Here is a 17,339-nt window from a genome sequence, read left to right on the forward strand (position 1 = left end):
ATTAACTATTTTGTACTGTTGCAACAAATTCAGCTTTACGTGGTTTGTACTTCGCAGCTACTGCTGCAATGGCTGAAATATGTTTTGGTGTGGTACCACAGCACCCTCCTATAATGTTTATTAAATTTTTCTTTAAATATTCTTCTATTTGCTCCGCTGTTTCTTCTGGAGTTTCGTCATATTCTCCAAAGGCATTGGGTAATCCTGCATTTGGATGAGCAGAAATAGCAAAGTCTGTTTTAGAGGCTATCGCCTCTAAGTGAGGCTGTAATAAATTGGCTCCTAAAGCGCAATTGAACCCTACCGACAGCAACGGAATATGAGATACAGAAATTAAAAAAGCCTCGGCTGTTTGTCCTGACAATGTTCTTCCTGAAGCATCGGTAATGGTTCCAGAAATCATGATAGGAATTTCTATGTTTCGTTCAGCTTTTACCTCTTCAATAGCAAATAAAGCGGCTTTTGCATTTAAGGTATCAAACACAGTTTCTACTAACAAAATATCTGAACCGCCATCAATCAAAGCTTCTACTTGTTGTTTATACGCAATTCGTAACTCATCAAAGGTTACGGCTCTGTATCCTGGATCATTTACATCTGGCGACATGCTTGCCGTACGGTTGGTAGGCCCTATAGAGCCTGCCACAAATCGAGGTTTGTGTGGTTCTTTGGCAGTGAACTCCTCAGCTACTTCTTTGGCTATTTTGGCAGATTCATAATTTAACTCATATACCAAATCTTCCATTTGGTAATCTGCCATGGCAATAGTAGTTCCTGAAAAAGTGTTGGTTTCTACAATGTCAGCTCCTGCAGCAAAGTATTTTCTATGAACTTCTTTTACAGCTTCAGGTTGTGTAATGGACAACAAATCGTTGTTTCCTTGTAACGGTGTTGGGTAGTCTTTAAAACGTTCTCCGCGAAAATCTTCTTCAGTAAACTTATATTCCTGAAGCATGGTTCCCATAGCGCCATCGAGCACGAGAATTCGTTTTTGTATTTCTTGATAAATGTTTGACATTCCTGATATTTAGTGTAATGTCATCAGGAAAAGAGGAAGTAAAATTCTTTTCGTTATCTCTCTGCCGAAGCAGTAGAATGTAGCACCTTCTTTGTTTGCACAAAGGGTTGCTAAGGTTTCAAAGGGTCTATTCCCTCCACCTTTCTTGATAACATCAATACGTTAATGAACGGGGCAAAGTTATAGTATTATTTTTTATTTACCCAATTTTTATTTTCATAATTAAATTGATAAGAGAAAAAGAACACTTGGTTGTTTGAACAAAAACCGCTTGATTTATTGTTTTCAAGATAATTCAACGTGTCCATTAACAACCTTATAACTTTCTGTTATTCAAAAGTAAACATTTTAGAAAAAATTACTCAATTGTTATTTGTTTTACTTTTCTAAAGCATTTTTTGCTAACTTTAAGCTAAATTGAAAAATAAATACCAATAGTGTGTAATAAGTATGAGGAAAACACTTATTCAAAATGTTTTTTACTCGCTTACGACTAACTTCTCTACAGAAAATAATTGTTAGCAAGTCGCATAACTATCTATACACTAGTTTTTGTACTTTATATAAAAAACATAGCTCTTACCATATTGATAATGAAATTTGAACAAAAATTATTTCTCTCCTTAATATTTTCCTTAACACTCTATTCTTGTACAAACAAAAAGGAGTCAACAACGCCTGAAACTAAAAATATTACTGAAAGTGTTTACGCAACAGGTTTTATAAAAGCTAAAAACCAATACGAGGTTTTTGGCCAAACAACTGGTGTTATAGAAAAAATATTTGTGCAGGAAGGTGCTCATGTAAAAAAAGGAGCTCCTCTTTTTCAAATAGATAATAAGAATTTTAAAATCGCAACCGATAATGCAAAACTAGTATCCTTTGCTGCCGATTATACGAGGAATAAAGACAAATTGCTTGATGCAGAAAAAACTATTGATCTCGCAAAGAAAAATCTCATTTATGATTCATTGCAGTTTCAAAGACAAAAAAATCTTTGGAGTAAGAATATAGGAAGTAAGTTACAGTACGAACAAAAAGAGTTAAACTATCAAAGGTCTAAAGCAGAATATATAAAAGCAAAAACTAATTATAACGACCTCAAACGTCAATTAAAATTAGCTTCTGGTCAAAGCAAAAATAATTTAGAAATTGCTCAATTAAAGGAAGACGATTTTGTAGTGAAAAGTGAGATAAATGGTTTAGTTTATCAAATTAACAAAGAAGAAGGAGAAATAAATCGTGGTGAAAAACCTGTTGCAATTATTGGTACTGAAGATTTTATTATAGAATTAAGTATTGACGAGAAAGACATTGTTAAGATAAAAAAAGGACAACAAGTTATTATACGAATGGACAGTTATAAATCACAAGTTTTTGAAGCTAAAGTTATTTCTATTGAACCTATGATGAATATTAGAACACGTTCATTCCAAGCTGAAGCTATTTTCACCAATAAGCCTACTAAACTTTTCCCTAACCTCTCTTTAGAAGCAAACATCATTATCCAAACAAAACAAAATGCTTTAACAATACCAAGAAAGTATATAATAAATGATACTTATGTTATGTTAGAGGGCGGACAGCTTCAAAAAGTAGAAACTGGTTTAATGGATTATGAGTTAGTTGAAATTATCAGTGGAATAGATAAATCTACAAAGATTCAATTACCATAATGAAATATAAATACCTTATAGAAATTGCGGGTGCACTTATGCTTGCTCGTTGGAAACAAACCCTTGTTGCAGCTATTGGCGTTACTTTTAGTATTGCTCTTTTTGTGGCGCTCTTAGGGTTTATGGAGGGACTTAACAATTTATTAGATGGAATAGTTTTAAATCGTACACCACACATTCGTTTGTATAATGATATCAAGCCTTCTCAACAACAACCCATAGATTTAAGTGAAAAATATAAAAATTATCACAATTATATTAGCTCAATAAAACCAGCGAATACTCGTATAGAAATATATAATGCTCAACAAATTATAAATAAACTTAAAAAGGATGATCGTGTTGAAGGTGTTGCTGCAAAAATAACAACACAAGTCTTTTACAATTTCGGAAACATTGACCTTAATGGAATTATCAATGGTATAGAAGTTAATCAGGAGTCAGCACTTTTTGCATTTAGTGATTATGTAATGGAAGGAAATTATCAAGATCTCGAGAAAGTTCCCAATAGCATAATTCTTGGATATAGCGCAGCGGAAATTATCAATGCAAAAATAGGAGATCTTATAACGGTTACTTCAACTGAAGGAGAACAGTTTTATTTAAAAGTAGTCGGTTTTTTTCAGTCAGGCTTGGTTGAAATTGATAAAGTACAAAGCTTTACCAGCTTACAAACAACAAGAAAACTGCTCGGTGTAAACAGCAATTTCATCAGTGATATTCAAATAAAACTCAAGAACCTAAATGAGGCTCCTGCTTTGGCTAATGAGTATGAAACATTTTTTAATGTAAATGCAGAAGACATTCAAACAGCCAATGCTCAATTTGAAACAGGTAGTAGCGTACGTTCTATTATTTCATATGCTGTTGGTATTACATTATTGATTGTTTCAGGGTTTGGAATCTATAACATCCTTAATATGTTAATCTATGAAAAAATGGATACCATTGCCATTCTTAAAGCTACAGGGTTTGCAGGTAGCGATGTAAAGAATATATTTATTACTATTTCCTTAAGCATAGGCATTGCTGGAGCTTTAGGAGGGTTATCATTTGGTTTTCTTTTATCCTTGGGCATCGATTCAATTCCTTTCAATACCCCTTCATTACCCAAAGTAAATACCTACCCTATTGATTATGGAATACAGTACTATACCATAGCAGTAGTATTTGCAATGGCAACAACTTTCTTGGCGGGCTGGATGCCTGCTAAAAAGGCTAGTAAAGTAGACCCAGTAATTATTATAAGAGGAAAATAAATGAAAAAGAATATTGTACTAGAAGCACATTCCATCTTTAAATCATTCTATAATCCAGTTAGAGTTGATATTTTAAAAGATGTATCATTTAGCTTAAATCGTGGTGAGTTTACTTCTATTGTTGGTAGGTCAGGTAGCGGAAAATCCACTTTACTCTATATTCTATCTACTATGGATACAGACTTTACAGGTGAGCTTATAGTTGATGGTTCATCTGTACATACTAAAACGGAAAAAGAACTAGCTGCTATACGAAATGAAAAAATTGGTTTTGTATTTCAATTTCATTATTTATTAAACGAGTTTAGTGCTTTAAAGAATGTAATGCTTCCTGGGTTCAAATTAAATAAAGTGAGCCAAGAAGAATTAGAACACAACGCTTATGCTTTTTTAAAAGATTTGGGTATTGAAAAGTTAGCAAACACAATGGCTTATAAATTATCTGGAGGTGAAAAACAACGAGTTGCTATTGCTCGTGCTATGATAAATGATCCTCTTATTATTATGTGTGATGAACCTACAGGGAATTTAGACAGTAAAAATGCAGACATTGTTTTTAATATATTTAAAGAACTGACACAAACCTATAACAAAACACTTTTAATGGTGACGCATGATTTAGATTTTGCTGAAAAAACAGATCGTATTATTGAATTGGATGACGGAAAAATTGTTAGGATATAAATTATTAAACTATGATAAAATAGTAGTCTTTAAAATGGAATAATTTCTATAACAGTTTCCTATTATCCAAACCTTTGACACCCTATTATAACCGTACTTCTTTGTACGATTTTTTATTTTGTCATATATTAGATGCTTGAAACAAGACGAATAAAATTGCTAAAACTTCCGTTTATCACCTTCAATACTCCGGATAAAAGTAGTTTTTGCTGTCTTATAACAAGTTGTAAGTAATACAAAAAAAAATATGCCAGCAATAAAATATTTACATTTTAACGGACGAAGTACTGATATTGGATATGACAAAGACCCTAACAAATGTCCATATTGTCATACAAAAATCACACCTAGAAAATACAATGGATATTTAAATAGGAGTGCTTTAGAAATAATTTATGTATGCTCAAATGATGAATGTCAGAGAACATTTATCGGAATTTTTGAAAAAACGAATAATTCGTATTATTTTAAAAAGACGACAATGGGAACACATAAACCAAGAGTTTTTTCAGAAAATATTCAAGAGCTTTCATCCAATTTTGTTGAAATTTATAATCAAGCTTTAACTAGTGAAAATTATAATCTTGCACATATTTCAGGAATAGGCTATCGAAAGTCATTAGAATTTTTGATTAAAGATTATTTGATTAAAAAGCATCCTGACAAAACAGAAAATATAAAATCGAAATTTCTCGGAAAATGTATAAAAGACGATGTTGACAATCAGAATTTAAAAGATATTGCAGAGCGAGCAGCTTGGCTTGGAAATGACGAAACTCATTATGTGAGAAAATGGGAAAGTAAGGATATTAACGACTTGAAAAAACTCATTGATGTTTCTATTCATTGGATTGAAATGGAATTGCTTACTGAACAATATAAAAGCGAAATGGAATAAAGTACTACTTACAACACTGCATATAATTTATTGCTTGGTTCTAGCCTACTTACGAAAATCCTCGCGGATTTTCTATTCGATTTGTATTTGCTAAATTAGTTGCTAAAACACGCAACGAAATCATACACAAAACCGTTAGGCACAATTAAATAAAACCGTGAAAAAAAGACATTGTAATAATTGTAAAGGAAAAAGAAATCATAAAGAACTCTTTGAAAAGAAAATAAGAGGTGATGATGATGGATTTGTATGGATTGAAAAATATCAAGTAATAGAATGCCTTGGTTGTGAAAATATTTCATTTCTTAAAATTTATGGAGATGTCACTATGGTAGATTACGATTACGACGGAAATCCTGAATATTATTATGATGAAACAATTTTTCCATACTTTTTAGAAAAAGGAGATGAATTAAAATACCAATACTATTTACCTGACTCAATTAAGATAATCTATAAAGAAACTATTGCCGCTTTCAAAGCCGATTCATATATATTGACAGCTGGAGGATTGAGAGCAATAATTGAGGCAATTTGTAATCACCTTAAAATAAAAAAGGATAATTTAGAAAAAAGAATAGATGCTCTTTACAAAAAAGGACACCTAACATTGAGTGAATCTAAAAGATTACATTCAATCAGATTTTTAGGTAATGATGCTTTACACGAGATATCTAAACCTAAAAAAGAACACCTTTATTTATTATTAGAAATCGTCAATCACCTTCTTGCCAACCTATATATAAATGATAAAATAATTAAAGGTAAAGTAGATACCATAGTTGACAAATATGAAGATTTTAGTGTCCTTGTCCAAAATTTAATAAATGAAGACTTATTAAAGAAAGAATTGACATTAGATGAGTTATTAGGGAAATCAAAAAGATTAATTGATAAAACCAAAATAGCTGAATTTGAAAAGAATTTTGAAAAAGATGTTACTGAGAAAAAATTGAGTTTTATTAGTTTAACAAAGGAAAAAAAATATAAAATACTAAAAGTACCTGAACAAAGTTTCAGTTGGTAAAATAACTGTGCCTAACAATGTGTATAGTTTATTGCTTTTGATTTTCCTATCGGAAAATCCTCGCAAATTTACTATCTTGGTTTCTTAATCTGAAAATCCTAGCGGATTTTCTCCAGCAACAAACCATACACCAACCGTTAACTGCATAAAAAAACACACCTATGAAAAAGTACCATATAGCAGAAATCAATGTAGCTCGAATGAAAGGAGTAAATATTGAAGATCCTATTATGAAAGAGTTTGTAGATAATTTAGACCGAGTAAACAATTTGGCTGAAAACAGTGAGGGTTTTGTTTGGAGACTAAAAGACGAGAATAATGATGCTACAAGTTTCAATCCTTATGATGACGAACAGGTAATTATTAATGTTTCTGTTTGGGAATCTATTGAGACTTTGGGTGATTTTGTGTACAAGACTTTTCATACAGATTTCTTGAAAAGAAGAAAAGAATGGTTTCATTCCTACGGAAAGGTGTACACCGCTATGTGGTGGGTACCAGAAGGTGAATATCCTACTATACAAGAAGCTGTTGATAAATTAGATTATCTACAAAAAAACGGTGCTTCAGAAGTAGCTTTTGATTTCAGAAATAAAATTCCAATGCCAAAAGAGTAACTAACAACTTAATTCTTAGCGAAACTAGCTAATGATTATACTTCTACATTTTTGTTTGTTTCTATTTTTATGTCTTTAACTACTTCCTAAAAGAAGTAAAAATACTTCTGTAAATAAATTCCAAGTGATTATACTTATAATAAACAGGTTAATATAATTTGAAACCCTGTTTATTTTAACTATATTAAGCACCTAAAAATCAACAAGATGAAAACAAGCAAACTAAACCTGTTAACCCTTATCCTAGCTTTTTTAGCTATCGGATTAAATGCTCAAAGCAATGGTGTTTCAAACACTGAAACTTCTATTGCTACAACTGTTAATAATAAGAGTTTGAAATGGCTTCCTGCTCCTGATTTCTTTCCTAACTGTTCTTTTACAATACTTCATGGCGATATATCTAAACCTAATTTAGATTTTTTCTTTAGAATAGAACCTAATACAGAAGTTATAAGTCACACACATAAATCACCTGAACGAATGATTTTAATTTCAGGAGATTTAGAAGTGCAATACCAAGGAGAAAAAGCTACCGTATTAAAAGCGGGTTCTTATGCCTATGGTCCTGCAAAAAAACCGCACAGGGCTAAATGTTTAAATAATGGTCCTTGTGTTTTATTTATCGCAATGGTTGACCCTTTTGATGCGGTACCTATTAAAAAAGAAAAGTAATACTTGTTATAAAAAATAAGAAAAGCAGCAAATAGTATTTGCTGCTTTTTTTATATAAAGCTAGAATAAAGCACAACGCTTTTAAGTTTATTTTTGTTTCACCTCACTAGCATGATACACATCATCCTCTGCTTTAAATATCTTAAATTGAACTTCGTAACCTTCTGGAACATAAATAACAATTGGTAATTTTCCATTATACCTTACTGTTTGTGGCTGGCTAGAAATGAATTTTCTTACTGTACTACTTTCAAAACAAGCCATTCGAGTAGATATAACTCCGCCATCAGTTTTAAAATCATAATACGAATACCCCCATCCTTTAAGATCCTTTTTCTCTATACTTCCTACAAGTCCGTGCTTATTACAAGTATCTACTTCCATCCATTTTCCAATAACAAATTCTATTTTTTTGTTACTATCATTAGCTGAATGAGGAACTTCTATAACCATTTGTTTAAACCCTTTTTCTGGTTTAGGATATATTGATGTATCTACTTTTTTAAAAGAGGATTGCCCTACAGCCATAGAAGTAATAGTGAAGAATGTTATTAAAAATAATTTAGTGATTTGCCCTGAAATTGTTCTCATAATAAAATAATTTTCCTAGAGCTTCTCAACATGTATGCCAAAGGTTCATCTAACTAAGACTTTTGTATTCATTCTTAAATCATTTACCATTCTTTTAACAACTATTAAAAGTGGTGTCATAATACAAAGTTACTGTCTATCAACTTGTTATACAGCTAACTACTATAACTAAGATTTACTAGTATAACTACATTATTTGTGCGAATTTTTATTTTGTTTTATATTGGGTGTTTGAAACAAGAAAAATAAAATTGCTAAAAACTCTACTTATCACATTTTAATACACGGATAAAAGAAGTTTTAGTTCTTTTATAGCGAGTTGTGTAATTAACAAAAAAATCTATGAAACCAAAATTACCTGAAATAGTATATAAATATAGGAGTTGGACAAATGACTATCATAAAAACGTCTTGCTTAAAAGACAAGTTTTTCTTTCGCCTCCATCTGATTTTAATGATCCTTTCGACTGTCGTGTAACAAAAAATCATCATTTATTAAATACACCTGAAAGAATAGAAGAATATATTGAAAAAGGAATTAACAGTAATTTAGAATATCTCATATCACAAGGTAGAAATATCGAATTTGAAAGAAATCATTTAAGAGAAAGACTTCAAAATCTTGACCAATATCAAAAAGAATTTGAAGATTTAGATATTGAATATACAGATAAATATCTTGGTGTTCTATCTTTAAGCGAAAGATGGAATTCTATACTTATGTGGAGCCATTACGGAGATTTTCACAAAGGCTATTGTGTCGGATTTGATGAGGAAATTATAAGAACCAGTGGATATTTTGGAAAAGGAGGTAGAGTAACATATACGAATGATTTACCTAAAATTGACCCAATAAATGCAGAAAATGAGATTATGACAAGTTTTTATCAAACTCATTTTAAAGCAAAAGACTGGAAATATGAAGAAGAGTACAGACTGACTAAATTATACTTTGACAAACCCAATGAAGAACCAAACAGAGTAGCAATATTACCAGAAAATAGTATTCGTGAAGTTATAATAGGATTGAATGCATCTAATGAACATAAGAAAGAAATCATCTCTTTTTGCAAGGAAAAAACAATTCCTGTTTATCAATCGAAAAAGGAACAATATAAGTTCAGATTAAAACGTGAATTAATAAACTAACTGTGTCTAACAATGCCTATAACTAATTGCTTGTTCTCGTCTACTTCTGAAAACTAAACCTTTAACCAAGTACGTAAACTTATGAAAAAACTACAATTTAAGAAAGATATTAATGCATCAGCAGAAAAAGTGTATAACACAATGCTTGGTATTGATACTATTGATACCTACCAGCAATGGACAGCTGAGTTTAACCCAACCTCAACCTATGAAGGGAACTGGGAAAAGGGAAGTAAAATCTATTTTGTGGGAACAGATAAAGATGGTAAAAAAGGTGGGATGGTCTCAGAAATTGTAGATAATATTCCTTTTGAGTTTGTTTCCATTCGTCATAACGGAATCTTAGATGGTGAGAATGAAATTACTAAAGGTCCTGAAATTGAAAAATGGGCTGGTTCTTTAGAAAATTATTCATTTCATGAACGTAACGGTATCACCACAATAACAATAGATTGCGATGTAGCAGACGACTACCTTGATTATTTTAACTCTACTTGGGATAAAGCTTTGAATAAACTTAAAGAGATTTCTGAAAAATAGCGTACGAATAACATCCGTACGCTATACATAAAATCATTTATTCAGATAAGCAAAGACTGTCTATTGAAACAAATCAGAAGATAAATAACGATCACCTCTATCACAAATGATAGCTACAATAACCCCTTTATCAATAGTTTTGGCTATTTCTAGGGCTGCATGTACCGCTCCTCCACTACTCATTCCTGCAAAAACACCTTCTTCTTGTGCTAACTTTCTGGTCATGTTTTTAGCATCGTTTTCGTCTAACTCAATCACTTGATCTACCTTACTTTTGTTAAAGAATTTTGGTTGGTATTCGGGAGTCCATTTACGAATTCCAGGAATTTTAGCTCCGTCTTTAGGTTGTGCCCCTATGATTTGTACTTCTGAATTTTGTTCTTTTAAATAAGTAGAAACTCCCATAATGGTTCCTGTAGTTCCCATTGCCGATACAAAATGAGTTACTTCTCCTTCTGTATCGTTCCAAATTTCTGGACCTGTGGTTTTATAGTGTGCTTTCCAGTTATCAGTATTTTCAAACTGGTTCAGCATAAAATAGCCTTTTTTATAGCGTAGTTCTAAGGCTACATCTCTAGAACCTTCAATACCTTTTTCTGCATCTGTTAAAATAACCTCAGCTCCGTAAGCACGCATAGTTTTAACACGTTCTTCAGTAGAATTTTCTGGCATCACCAATACCATATTTACTCCTAAAACTTTTGCCATGAGCGCTAACGCAATTCCTGTGTTTCCACTAGTTGCTTCTACTAAATAATCTCCTTGACGAATATTTTTCCTTTTAATAGCTTCAGCAATCATATTAAAGGCTGCCCTATCTTTTACACTTCCGCCAGGGTTATTTCCTTCTAGTTTTAATAATAGTTTTACGCCTTCTTTTTGAAGAATATTTGAAACTTCTATTAGTGGCGTATTCCCTATACTATCTATAATTGTTTTAGTTTTCATGGTTAATTTGGTACCTACATCATTTAACATAGGATTTTCTAGTGGTTATTTTATTTTCTGACTCATAGGTTACAATAGATCCTTCGGGTACAGAGGTGGTTACGCAAACATTTGCACCTATTACGCTATCTCTTCCTATTACTACATCTCCTCCTAAGATAGTTGCGTTCGCATAAATGGTTACATTATTTTCAATCGTTGGATGCCTTTTTGTGGATGCTAATTCTTTTTTTACTTGAATTCCTCCTAAGGTAACTCCTTGGTATATTTTTACGTTTTCTTTAATAATGGTGGTTTCTCCAATAACAATTCCTGTTGCATGATCTATAAAAAACGAATCGCCAATTGCTGCTCCTGGATGGATGTCCGTTCCTGTGAGTCCATGCGCATATTCACTCATCATTCTTGGTAAAATTGGAATTTCCATTTTATACAATTCATGACTCAATCGATATACGGCAATGGCATGAAATCCCGGATAGGCTAAATACACCTCTCCTAAGCTTTTACAAGCTGGATCAGTCTTTTCAAATGCCTTGGCATCTAAATCTAACTTTTCTCGTATTTCACAAAACGTTTGTTGATATACTGCCCATACTTCCGAAGCATTTTCAATAGCTAAGCCATTTAAAATTTTTTCAAACTTTTCTTTTAAATGATTTGCTTTTTCTTGACATACATCATTAAACAATGCGTAAAATAATTGTTTTGTAAAGTTTTCTACATCATCTTTTAATGATAAATCGTATTGTTTGAATTGCATTTATTAATTTTTTACAAAAATAACTAACTTTCAGGAGCTAACTCAACTTCAAGCCCTTCTAATTCAGGAGTCATTTGAATCTGGCATCCTAATCGGCTATTTTCTTCTACATGAAATGCTTCTGCTAGCATCGCGTCTTCATCATCGTTCATTTCTGGCAATTCATGATTCGATTTCACATAACATTGACAAGAGGCACACATTGCCATTCCTCCACAGATTCCAATAGTTCCTTCAGGAGCTAATTCGTATGATCGAACAACTTCCATTAAGTTCATTGCCATATCTGTCGGAGCAACTACCTCATGCATTACACCTTCACGGTCTGTTATTTTTATATTGATGTCTTGATTATCCATTTGTAACAATTTCTTAAAGAAATCAGTAGTTAGAAGTTGGGTGTTGAGCTCATGTTTGAAGAAATAATCAAATTAAAATCTGTATTTGACAACAAGCCTGTACCACAACTCCTATCTACTTCATTTCTAAATCTCGTCTATTGAATTGCTTTCACTACTGCTTTTGGTGCTTCTTTTCTTGTTCCGTCGAAACCGTCTACACCACCAACAGTAGTATACTTCATCACATATTTTTTATCTGGATGGATTCGTTTATATGCACTTTGACACATTAGTGTTGCTTCATGGAATCCACACAAAATCAATTTTAGTTTTCCTGGATACGTATTCACATCTCCAATCGCATAGATACCTTCTACATTTGTTTGATAATCTAACGCGTTGTTTACTTTAATGGCATTCTTCTCAATTTCTAATCCCCAGTTGGCTATCGGTCCTAGCTTTGGCGCTAATCCAAACAACGGAATAAAATGATCTGCATCTATCATGTAAGGTTCTTTCCCTTTTTCTTCTACTACAACACCTGTTACATGATTTTCTCCTAATACTGCTTTTACCTCAGCTGGTGTAATTAAGTTTATCTTTCCTAAATTCTTTAACTCTTGAACTTTTTCTACAGAGTCTAACGCTCCTCTAAATTCATTTCTTCGGTGAATTAAGGTTACCGATTTTGCTACATCTGTTAAGAAAATAGACCAATCTAAAGCAGAATCTCCTCCTCCAGCAATTACCACATCTTTATCGCGATACAGTTCTGGTTCTTTAATCATATACTCTACTCCTTTGTCTTCAAAGTCAGCAATATTTGGAATCGGTGGTTTACGAGGTTCAAAACTTCCCAATCCTCCTGCAATAGCTACTACAGGTGCTTGGTGTTTGGTTCCTTTATTGGTGGTTACGATAAACGTTCCGTCGTCTTGCTTTTCGATGGTATCAGCACGTTCCCCTAAAGTAAATCCAGGTTCAAACTGCTTGATTTGTTCCATCAAGTTCTTTGTTAAATCTCCTGCTAAAATTTCTGGATATGCTGGAATATCGTAAATAGGTTTCTTTGGATAAATTTCTGAACATTGCCCTCCTGGTTGTGGTAAGGCATCAATTAAATGACAACGTAATTTTAACAATCCTGCTTCAAAAACGGTGAATAGCCCTGTAGGACCTGCTCCAATAATTAATATATCTGTTTGTATCATGTTCTTATTATTTTGTCATTACGAGGTTTCCAATGAATTGGAAAACGAAGTAATCTGTTTGTCGACTAACAGATTGCTTCACTTTATTCGCAATGACGTTACTTCACTAAACTCTCTGTCAGTTTATTTAATGTTTCTACTTTATGTTCAAAGTTTCCTTTGATGGTTTTTCTATAACTATTTAAGTTTTGTACTAATTGATTGATGTCTTCTGGAATTACTTCTTCAAAAAACTGACGCAATCTTTTAGCAGTTGTTGGCGACTTTCCATTGGTTGAAATGGCTACTTTTACGTTCCCTTTGGTTACAATTCCGCCCATATAAAAATCACAATATGGTGGATTGTCTGCCACATTCACCAAGATATTCTGACTTCTACAGTCTTTATATACTTGTATATTTACCTCTGGAACATCGGTAGTCGCAATTACCAAATGTTTTCCTTGTAAATAGTTATCATTATAACTATCTGTTATTCTAGTAACTTTACCTTTTTGAGCCATGGCAATGGTTTCTTCTCTAAAAAAAGGAGCTACCATGGTTACCTTAGCATCTGGACTCGACTTTAATAAAAATCGTAGCTTTTCTTCCGCAACAAAACCTCCTCCAACTATAAGTACTTCCAAGGTTGCTGTTTTTAAAAAGATAGGATATAGATTATTTCTTTCTTCCATTATACTACTTCTTTTAAAACTGCTTCTTGTTGTACTTGATGTAATTGTTGTCTGTGATTTACTACGTCTCCTAACACAATAATAGCTGGATTACTCAAGTTATTTTTAGCTACGATTTCTTCGATGGTATCTACCGTACCGATTCCTATTTTTTCTTCAGGAGTAGTTCCATTTTGAATAATAGCAACAGGTAATTCATTCTTTCCTTCTTGCTTAAAAAGCTGAATGATTTCAGAAAGCTTGCCCATTCCCATTAAAATAACAACCGTTGCACTTGATTTTGCTGCCAAGGCAACATCATTAGATAATTGATGCTGTTTGGTAGTTCCTGTAATTACCCAAAAACTTTCTGAACTTCCTCTTTTTGTTAAAGGAATGTTCTGATACGCTGGCACTGCTAAGGATGATGAAATTCCTGGAACTACAGCTACTTCTAATCCGTGTTTGGCTGCGTATTCCATTTCTTCTGCTCCTCTACCAAATATGAAAGGGTCACCTCCTTTTAAACGTACCACATGTCCGTGTGAAAATCCTCTTGCGACAATTAACTCATTAATTTGTTCTTGTTGATAACGGTAGCATCCTCTTCGTTTACCTACAAAAATTAATTCTGCATTCGGATTTACATATCCTAACAGTTCGTTGTTTACCAACGCATCATACAACACCACATCAGCTTGTTCTAATGCTTTGATGGCTTTTAAGGTGATTAAATCAATATCTCCTGGTCCTGCTCCTACTACGGTTAATTTCGGTTGATTTTTCATTGGACTCTCCTTTTTTAACTTTCTACGGCTACTTTTCGGTAGGCATCAATTGTTTTGTAAAATGATGATGCCTCTTCTAAATACTTTTTTGCAAAAGCTTCCGTAGGTTCATTCTTATTGATTTGATAAATCAATTCTGCAAATGAACTTGATAATTCTATTTTATTTGTTGCTACAAACAGTTCATCAAAATTGGTAATGATTCCTGCTTGTGTATTCGTTTTTGCTCCTTCTGCTGTTAACAAAGCTTTGGCAGTGTTAACCATAGCCGCATAAGCGTGGTAAATACTATCTGACCACTGTTGACTATTCAAGGCTTGTGTTGCATTTTCTAACTTCTCTTCACTTTCAAACAGTAAGGTTGCTACCAAGTCAATTACAACTCCGGCACATTCACCTACTCCAATGGCTTTTACATAATTTTTATCGTGTCCCCAATCAATAAAATCGTCTTCTGTTAAATTGGTGGTGTCTGATAATTCTTTTAATAGCTCATAGAAATATGTTTTTCCTTGTCTATCGTAATAGTTTAAGAAATCTTCATCTGCTTGTTTATGGCTTTCGAAGTCGTTTAATAAGATTCGTAAAGATTCTGGTCCTCTTTTACTTGGTATTTTTATCAACTTATCTGCAAAACGTCCATTTCCTTGTCCTAAAACTCCTCCTCCAACTAATACTTGTAAGGCTGGTGCTAACAACTTCCCTACTTTTATTGACATTCCTTGAAAACCAATATGTGCCATGTTGTGTTGTCCACAAGCATTCATACACCCACTAATTTTAATGGTAATGTCTTTGTTATTCACATACTGCGGATATTCTGCTTTTAACACACGCTCTAACTCCGCTGCAATTCCTGTACTACTGGCAATACCTAAGTTACACGTATCGGTTCCAGGACATGCAGTAATGTCATTCAAACTGTTATATCCTGCATCTGCAAAACCTAATTTTTGTAGTTCTGTATAGAAAAATGGTAAAATCTCTTCTCTTACGTGACGAATCAAGATATTTTGACGTAGCGTAAAGCGTAACTCATTTGCTCCATACTTCTTTATTAAATCAGCTAACAACCGTGCTTTATCGGTATAAAAATCTCCTAAATGTACTTTAATACCTATCGCATATAACCCATCTTGTTTTTGCTTGAAAACATTCGTTGTTTTCCAATTTTGATACGCTTCTTCATCCTCTATAACTACAGAGGGAACTTCGTTGGTTTCAAAAACAGGGTCTTGCTCAAAATCGGTAGTATCTATAGGGTAAGTTTTATACGCTAATGCTGCTCTTTCTTCAGCTACTAATTCTAGAAAAGCATCTACTCCTAAATCTTTTACCAAGAATTTTAAACGGGCTTTGGCTCTTTTAGCACGCTCTCCATAACGATCGAACACACGTAAAACACCTTCGATAGTTGGTATCAATAAGTCTGCTTCTAAAAATTCATAAATTACATCTGCATGACGTGGTTGTGAACCTAATCCTCCTGCTAATAATACCTTGAATCCTTTTACTTCTTTACCTTCTACTATTTTCGTTTTAGCAATAAATCCTAAATCATGAATAAAACTCAATGCGGTATCTTCTTCTGTTGCAGAAAAAGACATTTTGAACTTCCTTCCCATTTCTTGACAGATTGGATTACGCAAGAAAAATTGGAAAGTAGCATGTGCGTATGGTGTTACATCAAATGGTTCTTTCGGGTCGATTCCCGCAGTTTCTGAAGCCGTAACATTTCGTACAGCATTACCACATGCTTCACGCAACGTAATATCGTCTTTCTCTAACTGTGCCCATAACTCAGGTGTTCTGTCTAAACTTACATGGTGAATTTGAATATCTTGACGTGTCGTAATATGTAAGCGTCCTCTTGAATATTCATCAGAAACATCTGCAATTCTGTGTAATTGTTCACTCGTAACTTTACCATACGGTAACTTAATACGAATCATTTGTACACCAAATTGGCGTTGACCGTAAATTCCTCTGGCTAAACGTAAGCTTCTAAAACGTTCTTCATCTATTTTTCCTTCGTTAAACAAACGTATTTTACGCTCTAACTCTAGGATATCTTTTTCTACTAAAGGGTTTTCTATTTCTGATCTAAAACTTTGCATCTGTTTTACTAGTTGTTTGCTTATAAAAGCGTTGATATTAGTTATGTAAAAACTCTTGTTTTGCTAACAATTGTTCTTCGGTTTCTACGTGTGCATCATCTGTCACACAACAATCTACCGGACATACTGCTGCACATTGCGGTTCTTCATGGAATCCTTTACACTCAGTACATTTATCGGGTACTATAAAGTAGTATTCGTCTGATACTGGTTCATTATCCTCGTCTGCATTTACCGAAGTTCCATCCAATAAGGTTACATTTCCTTGTAGTGAGGTTCCTTCGTTATACTTCCAGTCACTTGCTCCTTCATAAATGGCTGTATTTGGGCATTCAGGTTCACAAGCTCCACAGTTAATGCACTCATCTGTAATGATTATTGCCATAA

Annotated in this window: 19 protein-coding genes and 1 riboswitch; of the genes, 9 read left to right on the plus strand and 10 right to left on the minus strand. The window is 33.1% G+C overall.

Features of this window, described 5'->3' with window-relative positions; translation table 11 throughout:
* Window position 1: 1 nt before the first annotated feature.
* A complete protein-coding gene (locus tag C8N26_RS08240; RefSeq protein WP_120186871.1) occupies window positions 2–1,018 on the minus strand; it encodes a homocysteine S-methyltransferase family protein in 1,017 nt (338 codons plus the stop codon).
* Window positions 1,019–1,068: 50 nt separating this feature from the next.
* Window positions 1,069–1,173, minus strand: a riboswitch (SAM riboswitch).
* Window positions 1,174–1,611: 438 nt separating this feature from the next.
* Between C8N26_RS08240 and C8N26_RS08245 the strand changes: the two genes are divergently transcribed.
* The 7 genes from C8N26_RS08245 (at window position 1,612) to C8N26_RS08275 (ending at window position 7,851) form a co-directional block, all read left to right on the plus strand.
* Window positions 1,612–2,694, plus strand: a complete 1,083-nt coding sequence (locus C8N26_RS08245) for an efflux RND transporter periplasmic adaptor subunit (RefSeq protein WP_120186872.1) — start codon at window positions 1,612–1,614, stop codon at window positions 2,692–2,694.
* A complete protein-coding gene (locus C8N26_RS08250; RefSeq protein ID WP_120186873.1) occupies window positions 2,694–3,953 on the plus strand; it encodes an ABC transporter permease in 1,260 nt (419 codons plus the stop codon). Before C8N26_RS08245 ends, C8N26_RS08250 begins: the two co-directional genes overlap by 1 nt.
* Window positions 3,954–4,637, plus strand: coding sequence for an ABC transporter ATP-binding protein (locus tag C8N26_RS08255; RefSeq protein WP_120186874.1), 684 nt, complete (start codon window positions 3,954–3,956; stop codon window positions 4,635–4,637).
* Between the two features lie 247 nt (window positions 4,638–4,884).
* Complete coding sequence (locus tag C8N26_RS13555) at window positions 4,885–5,535, plus strand: DUF4145 domain-containing protein (protein WP_211327795.1); 651 nt, start codon at window positions 4,885–4,887, stop codon at window positions 5,533–5,535.
* 157 nt (window positions 5,536–5,692) lie between these two features.
* Window positions 5,693–6,562: a DUF4145 domain-containing protein gene (locus tag C8N26_RS08265; RefSeq protein ID WP_120186875.1), complete on the plus strand. Its 870-nt coding sequence runs from the start codon at window positions 5,693–5,695 to the stop codon at window positions 6,560–6,562.
* A gap of 161 nt (window positions 6,563–6,723) precedes the next feature.
* Window positions 6,724–7,179, plus strand: coding sequence for a DUF3291 domain-containing protein (locus C8N26_RS08270; RefSeq protein WP_120186876.1), 456 nt, complete (start codon window positions 6,724–6,726; stop codon window positions 7,177–7,179).
* Window positions 7,180–7,386: 207 nt separating this feature from the next.
* Entirely contained in the window at window positions 7,387–7,851 is a 465-nt protein-coding gene (locus tag C8N26_RS08275; RefSeq protein WP_120186877.1) for a cupin domain-containing protein, read from the plus strand.
* Between the two features lie 87 nt (window positions 7,852–7,938).
* Here C8N26_RS08275 and C8N26_RS08280 read toward each other — a convergent pair whose 3' ends face one another.
* Window positions 7,939–8,442 carry an ecotin gene (locus tag C8N26_RS08280; RefSeq protein ID WP_120186878.1) on the minus strand — a complete coding sequence of 168 codons (504 nt, stop codon included), beginning with the start codon at window positions 8,440–8,442 and terminating at the stop codon, window positions 7,939–7,941.
* 411 nt (window positions 8,443–8,853) lie between these two features.
* Between C8N26_RS08280 and C8N26_RS08285 the strand changes: the two genes are divergently transcribed.
* Window positions 8,854–9,591, plus strand: a complete 738-nt coding sequence (locus tag C8N26_RS08285; protein WP_170141637.1) for a DUF2971 domain-containing protein — start codon at window positions 8,854–8,856, stop codon at window positions 9,589–9,591.
* Between the two features lie 81 nt (window positions 9,592–9,672).
* On the plus strand, window positions 9,673–10,131 hold the full coding sequence (locus C8N26_RS08290; RefSeq protein WP_120186880.1) for an SRPBCC family protein: 459 nt from the start codon (window positions 9,673–9,675) through the stop codon (window positions 10,129–10,131).
* A gap of 60 nt (window positions 10,132–10,191) precedes the next feature.
* Here C8N26_RS08290 and cysM read toward each other — a convergent pair whose 3' ends face one another.
* The 8 genes from cysM to C8N26_RS08330 form a co-directional block, all read right to left on the minus strand.
* Window positions 10,192–11,079 carry a cysteine synthase CysM gene (cysM, locus tag C8N26_RS08295; protein WP_120186907.1) on the minus strand — a complete coding sequence of 296 codons (888 nt, stop codon included), beginning with the start codon at window positions 11,077–11,079 and terminating at the stop codon, window positions 10,192–10,194.
* Between the two features lie 19 nt (window positions 11,080–11,098).
* On the minus strand, window positions 11,099–11,842 hold the full coding sequence (gene epsC, locus C8N26_RS08300) for a serine O-acetyltransferase EpsC (protein WP_120186881.1): 744 nt from the start codon (window positions 11,840–11,842) through the stop codon (window positions 11,099–11,101).
* Between the two features lie 23 nt (window positions 11,843–11,865).
* Complete coding sequence (locus C8N26_RS08305; RefSeq protein WP_120186882.1) at window positions 11,866–12,201, minus strand: 2Fe-2S iron-sulfur cluster-binding family protein; 336 nt, start codon at window positions 12,199–12,201, stop codon at window positions 11,866–11,868.
* A gap of 137 nt (window positions 12,202–12,338) precedes the next feature.
* A complete protein-coding gene (locus C8N26_RS08310) occupies window positions 12,339–13,394 on the minus strand; it encodes an NAD(P)/FAD-dependent oxidoreductase (protein ID WP_120186883.1) in 1,056 nt (351 codons plus the stop codon).
* A 98-nt stretch (window positions 13,395–13,492) separates the two neighbouring features.
* Complete coding sequence (locus tag C8N26_RS08315) at window positions 13,493–14,068, minus strand: precorrin-2 dehydrogenase/sirohydrochlorin ferrochelatase family protein (protein WP_120186884.1); 576 nt, start codon at window positions 14,066–14,068, stop codon at window positions 13,493–13,495.
* Entirely contained in the window at window positions 14,068–14,835 is a 768-nt protein-coding gene (gene cobA, locus C8N26_RS08320) for a uroporphyrinogen-III C-methyltransferase (protein WP_120186885.1), read from the minus strand. Before cobA ends, C8N26_RS08315 begins: the two co-directional genes overlap by 1 nt.
* Window positions 14,836–14,849: 14 nt before the next feature.
* Window positions 14,850–16,952, minus strand: coding sequence for a HEPN domain-containing protein (locus C8N26_RS08325; protein ID WP_120186886.1), 2,103 nt, complete (start codon window positions 16,950–16,952; stop codon window positions 14,850–14,852).
* A 37-nt stretch (window positions 16,953–16,989) separates the two neighbouring features.
* Complete coding sequence (locus C8N26_RS08330) at window positions 16,990–17,337, minus strand: 4Fe-4S dicluster domain-containing protein (protein ID WP_120186887.1); 348 nt, start codon at window positions 17,335–17,337, stop codon at window positions 16,990–16,992.
* Window positions 17,338–17,339 lie beyond the last annotated feature (2 nt).

It is taken from the genome of Tenacibaculum lutimaris (assembly GCF_003610735.1).
GTDB lineage: Bacteria > Bacteroidota > Bacteroidia > Flavobacteriales > Flavobacteriaceae > Polaribacter > Polaribacter lutimaris.

Coding starts and splice junctions, on each gene's coding strand:
- C8N26_RS08240 (WP_120186871.1), bottom strand. CDS start 1,018: ATGTCAAACATTTATCAAGAAATACAAAAACGAATTCTCGTGCTCGAT.
- C8N26_RS08245 (WP_120186872.1), top strand. CDS start 1,612: ATGAAATTTGAACAAAAATTATTTCTCTCCTTAATATTTTCCTTAACA.
- C8N26_RS08250 (WP_120186873.1), top strand. CDS start 2,694: ATGAAATATAAATACCTTATAGAAATTGCGGGTGCACTTATGCTTGCT.
- C8N26_RS08255 (WP_120186874.1), top strand. CDS start 3,954: ATGAAAAAGAATATTGTACTAGAAGCACATTCCATCTTTAAATCATTC.
- C8N26_RS13555 (WP_211327795.1), top strand. CDS start 4,885: ATGCCAGCAATAAAATATTTACATTTTAACGGACGAAGTACTGATATT.
- C8N26_RS08270 (WP_120186876.1), top strand. CDS start 6,724: ATGAAAAAGTACCATATAGCAGAAATCAATGTAGCTCGAATGAAAGGA.
- C8N26_RS08275 (WP_120186877.1), top strand. CDS start 7,387: ATGAAAACAAGCAAACTAAACCTGTTAACCCTTATCCTAGCTTTTTTA.
- C8N26_RS08280 (WP_120186878.1), bottom strand. CDS start 8,442: ATGAGAACAATTTCAGGGCAAATCACTAAATTATTTTTAATAACATTC.
- C8N26_RS08290 (WP_120186880.1), top strand. CDS start 9,673: ATGAAAAAACTACAATTTAAGAAAGATATTAATGCATCAGCAGAAAAA.
- cysM (WP_120186907.1), bottom strand. CDS start 11,079: ATGAAAACTAAAACAATTATAGATAGTATAGGGAATACGCCACTAATA.
- epsC (WP_120186881.1), bottom strand. CDS start 11,842: ATGCAATTCAAACAATACGATTTATCATTAAAAGATGATGTAGAAAAC.
- C8N26_RS08305 (WP_120186882.1), bottom strand. CDS start 12,201: ATGGATAATCAAGACATCAATATAAAAATAACAGACCGTGAAGGTGTA.
- C8N26_RS08310 (WP_120186883.1), bottom strand. CDS start 13,394: ATGATACAAACAGATATATTAATTATTGGAGCAGGTCCTACAGGGCTA.
- C8N26_RS08315 (WP_120186884.1), bottom strand. CDS start 14,068: ATGGAAGAAAGAAATAATCTATATCCTATCTTTTTAAAAACAGCAACC.
- cobA (WP_120186885.1), bottom strand. CDS start 14,835: ATGAAAAATCAACCGAAATTAACCGTAGTAGGAGCAGGACCAGGAGAT.
- C8N26_RS08325 (WP_120186886.1), bottom strand. CDS start 16,952: ATGCAAAGTTTTAGATCAGAAATAGAAAACCCTTTAGTAGAAAAAGAT.
- C8N26_RS08330 (WP_120186887.1), bottom strand. CDS start 17,337: ATGGCAATAATCATTACAGATGAGTGCATTAACTGTGGAGCTTGTGAA.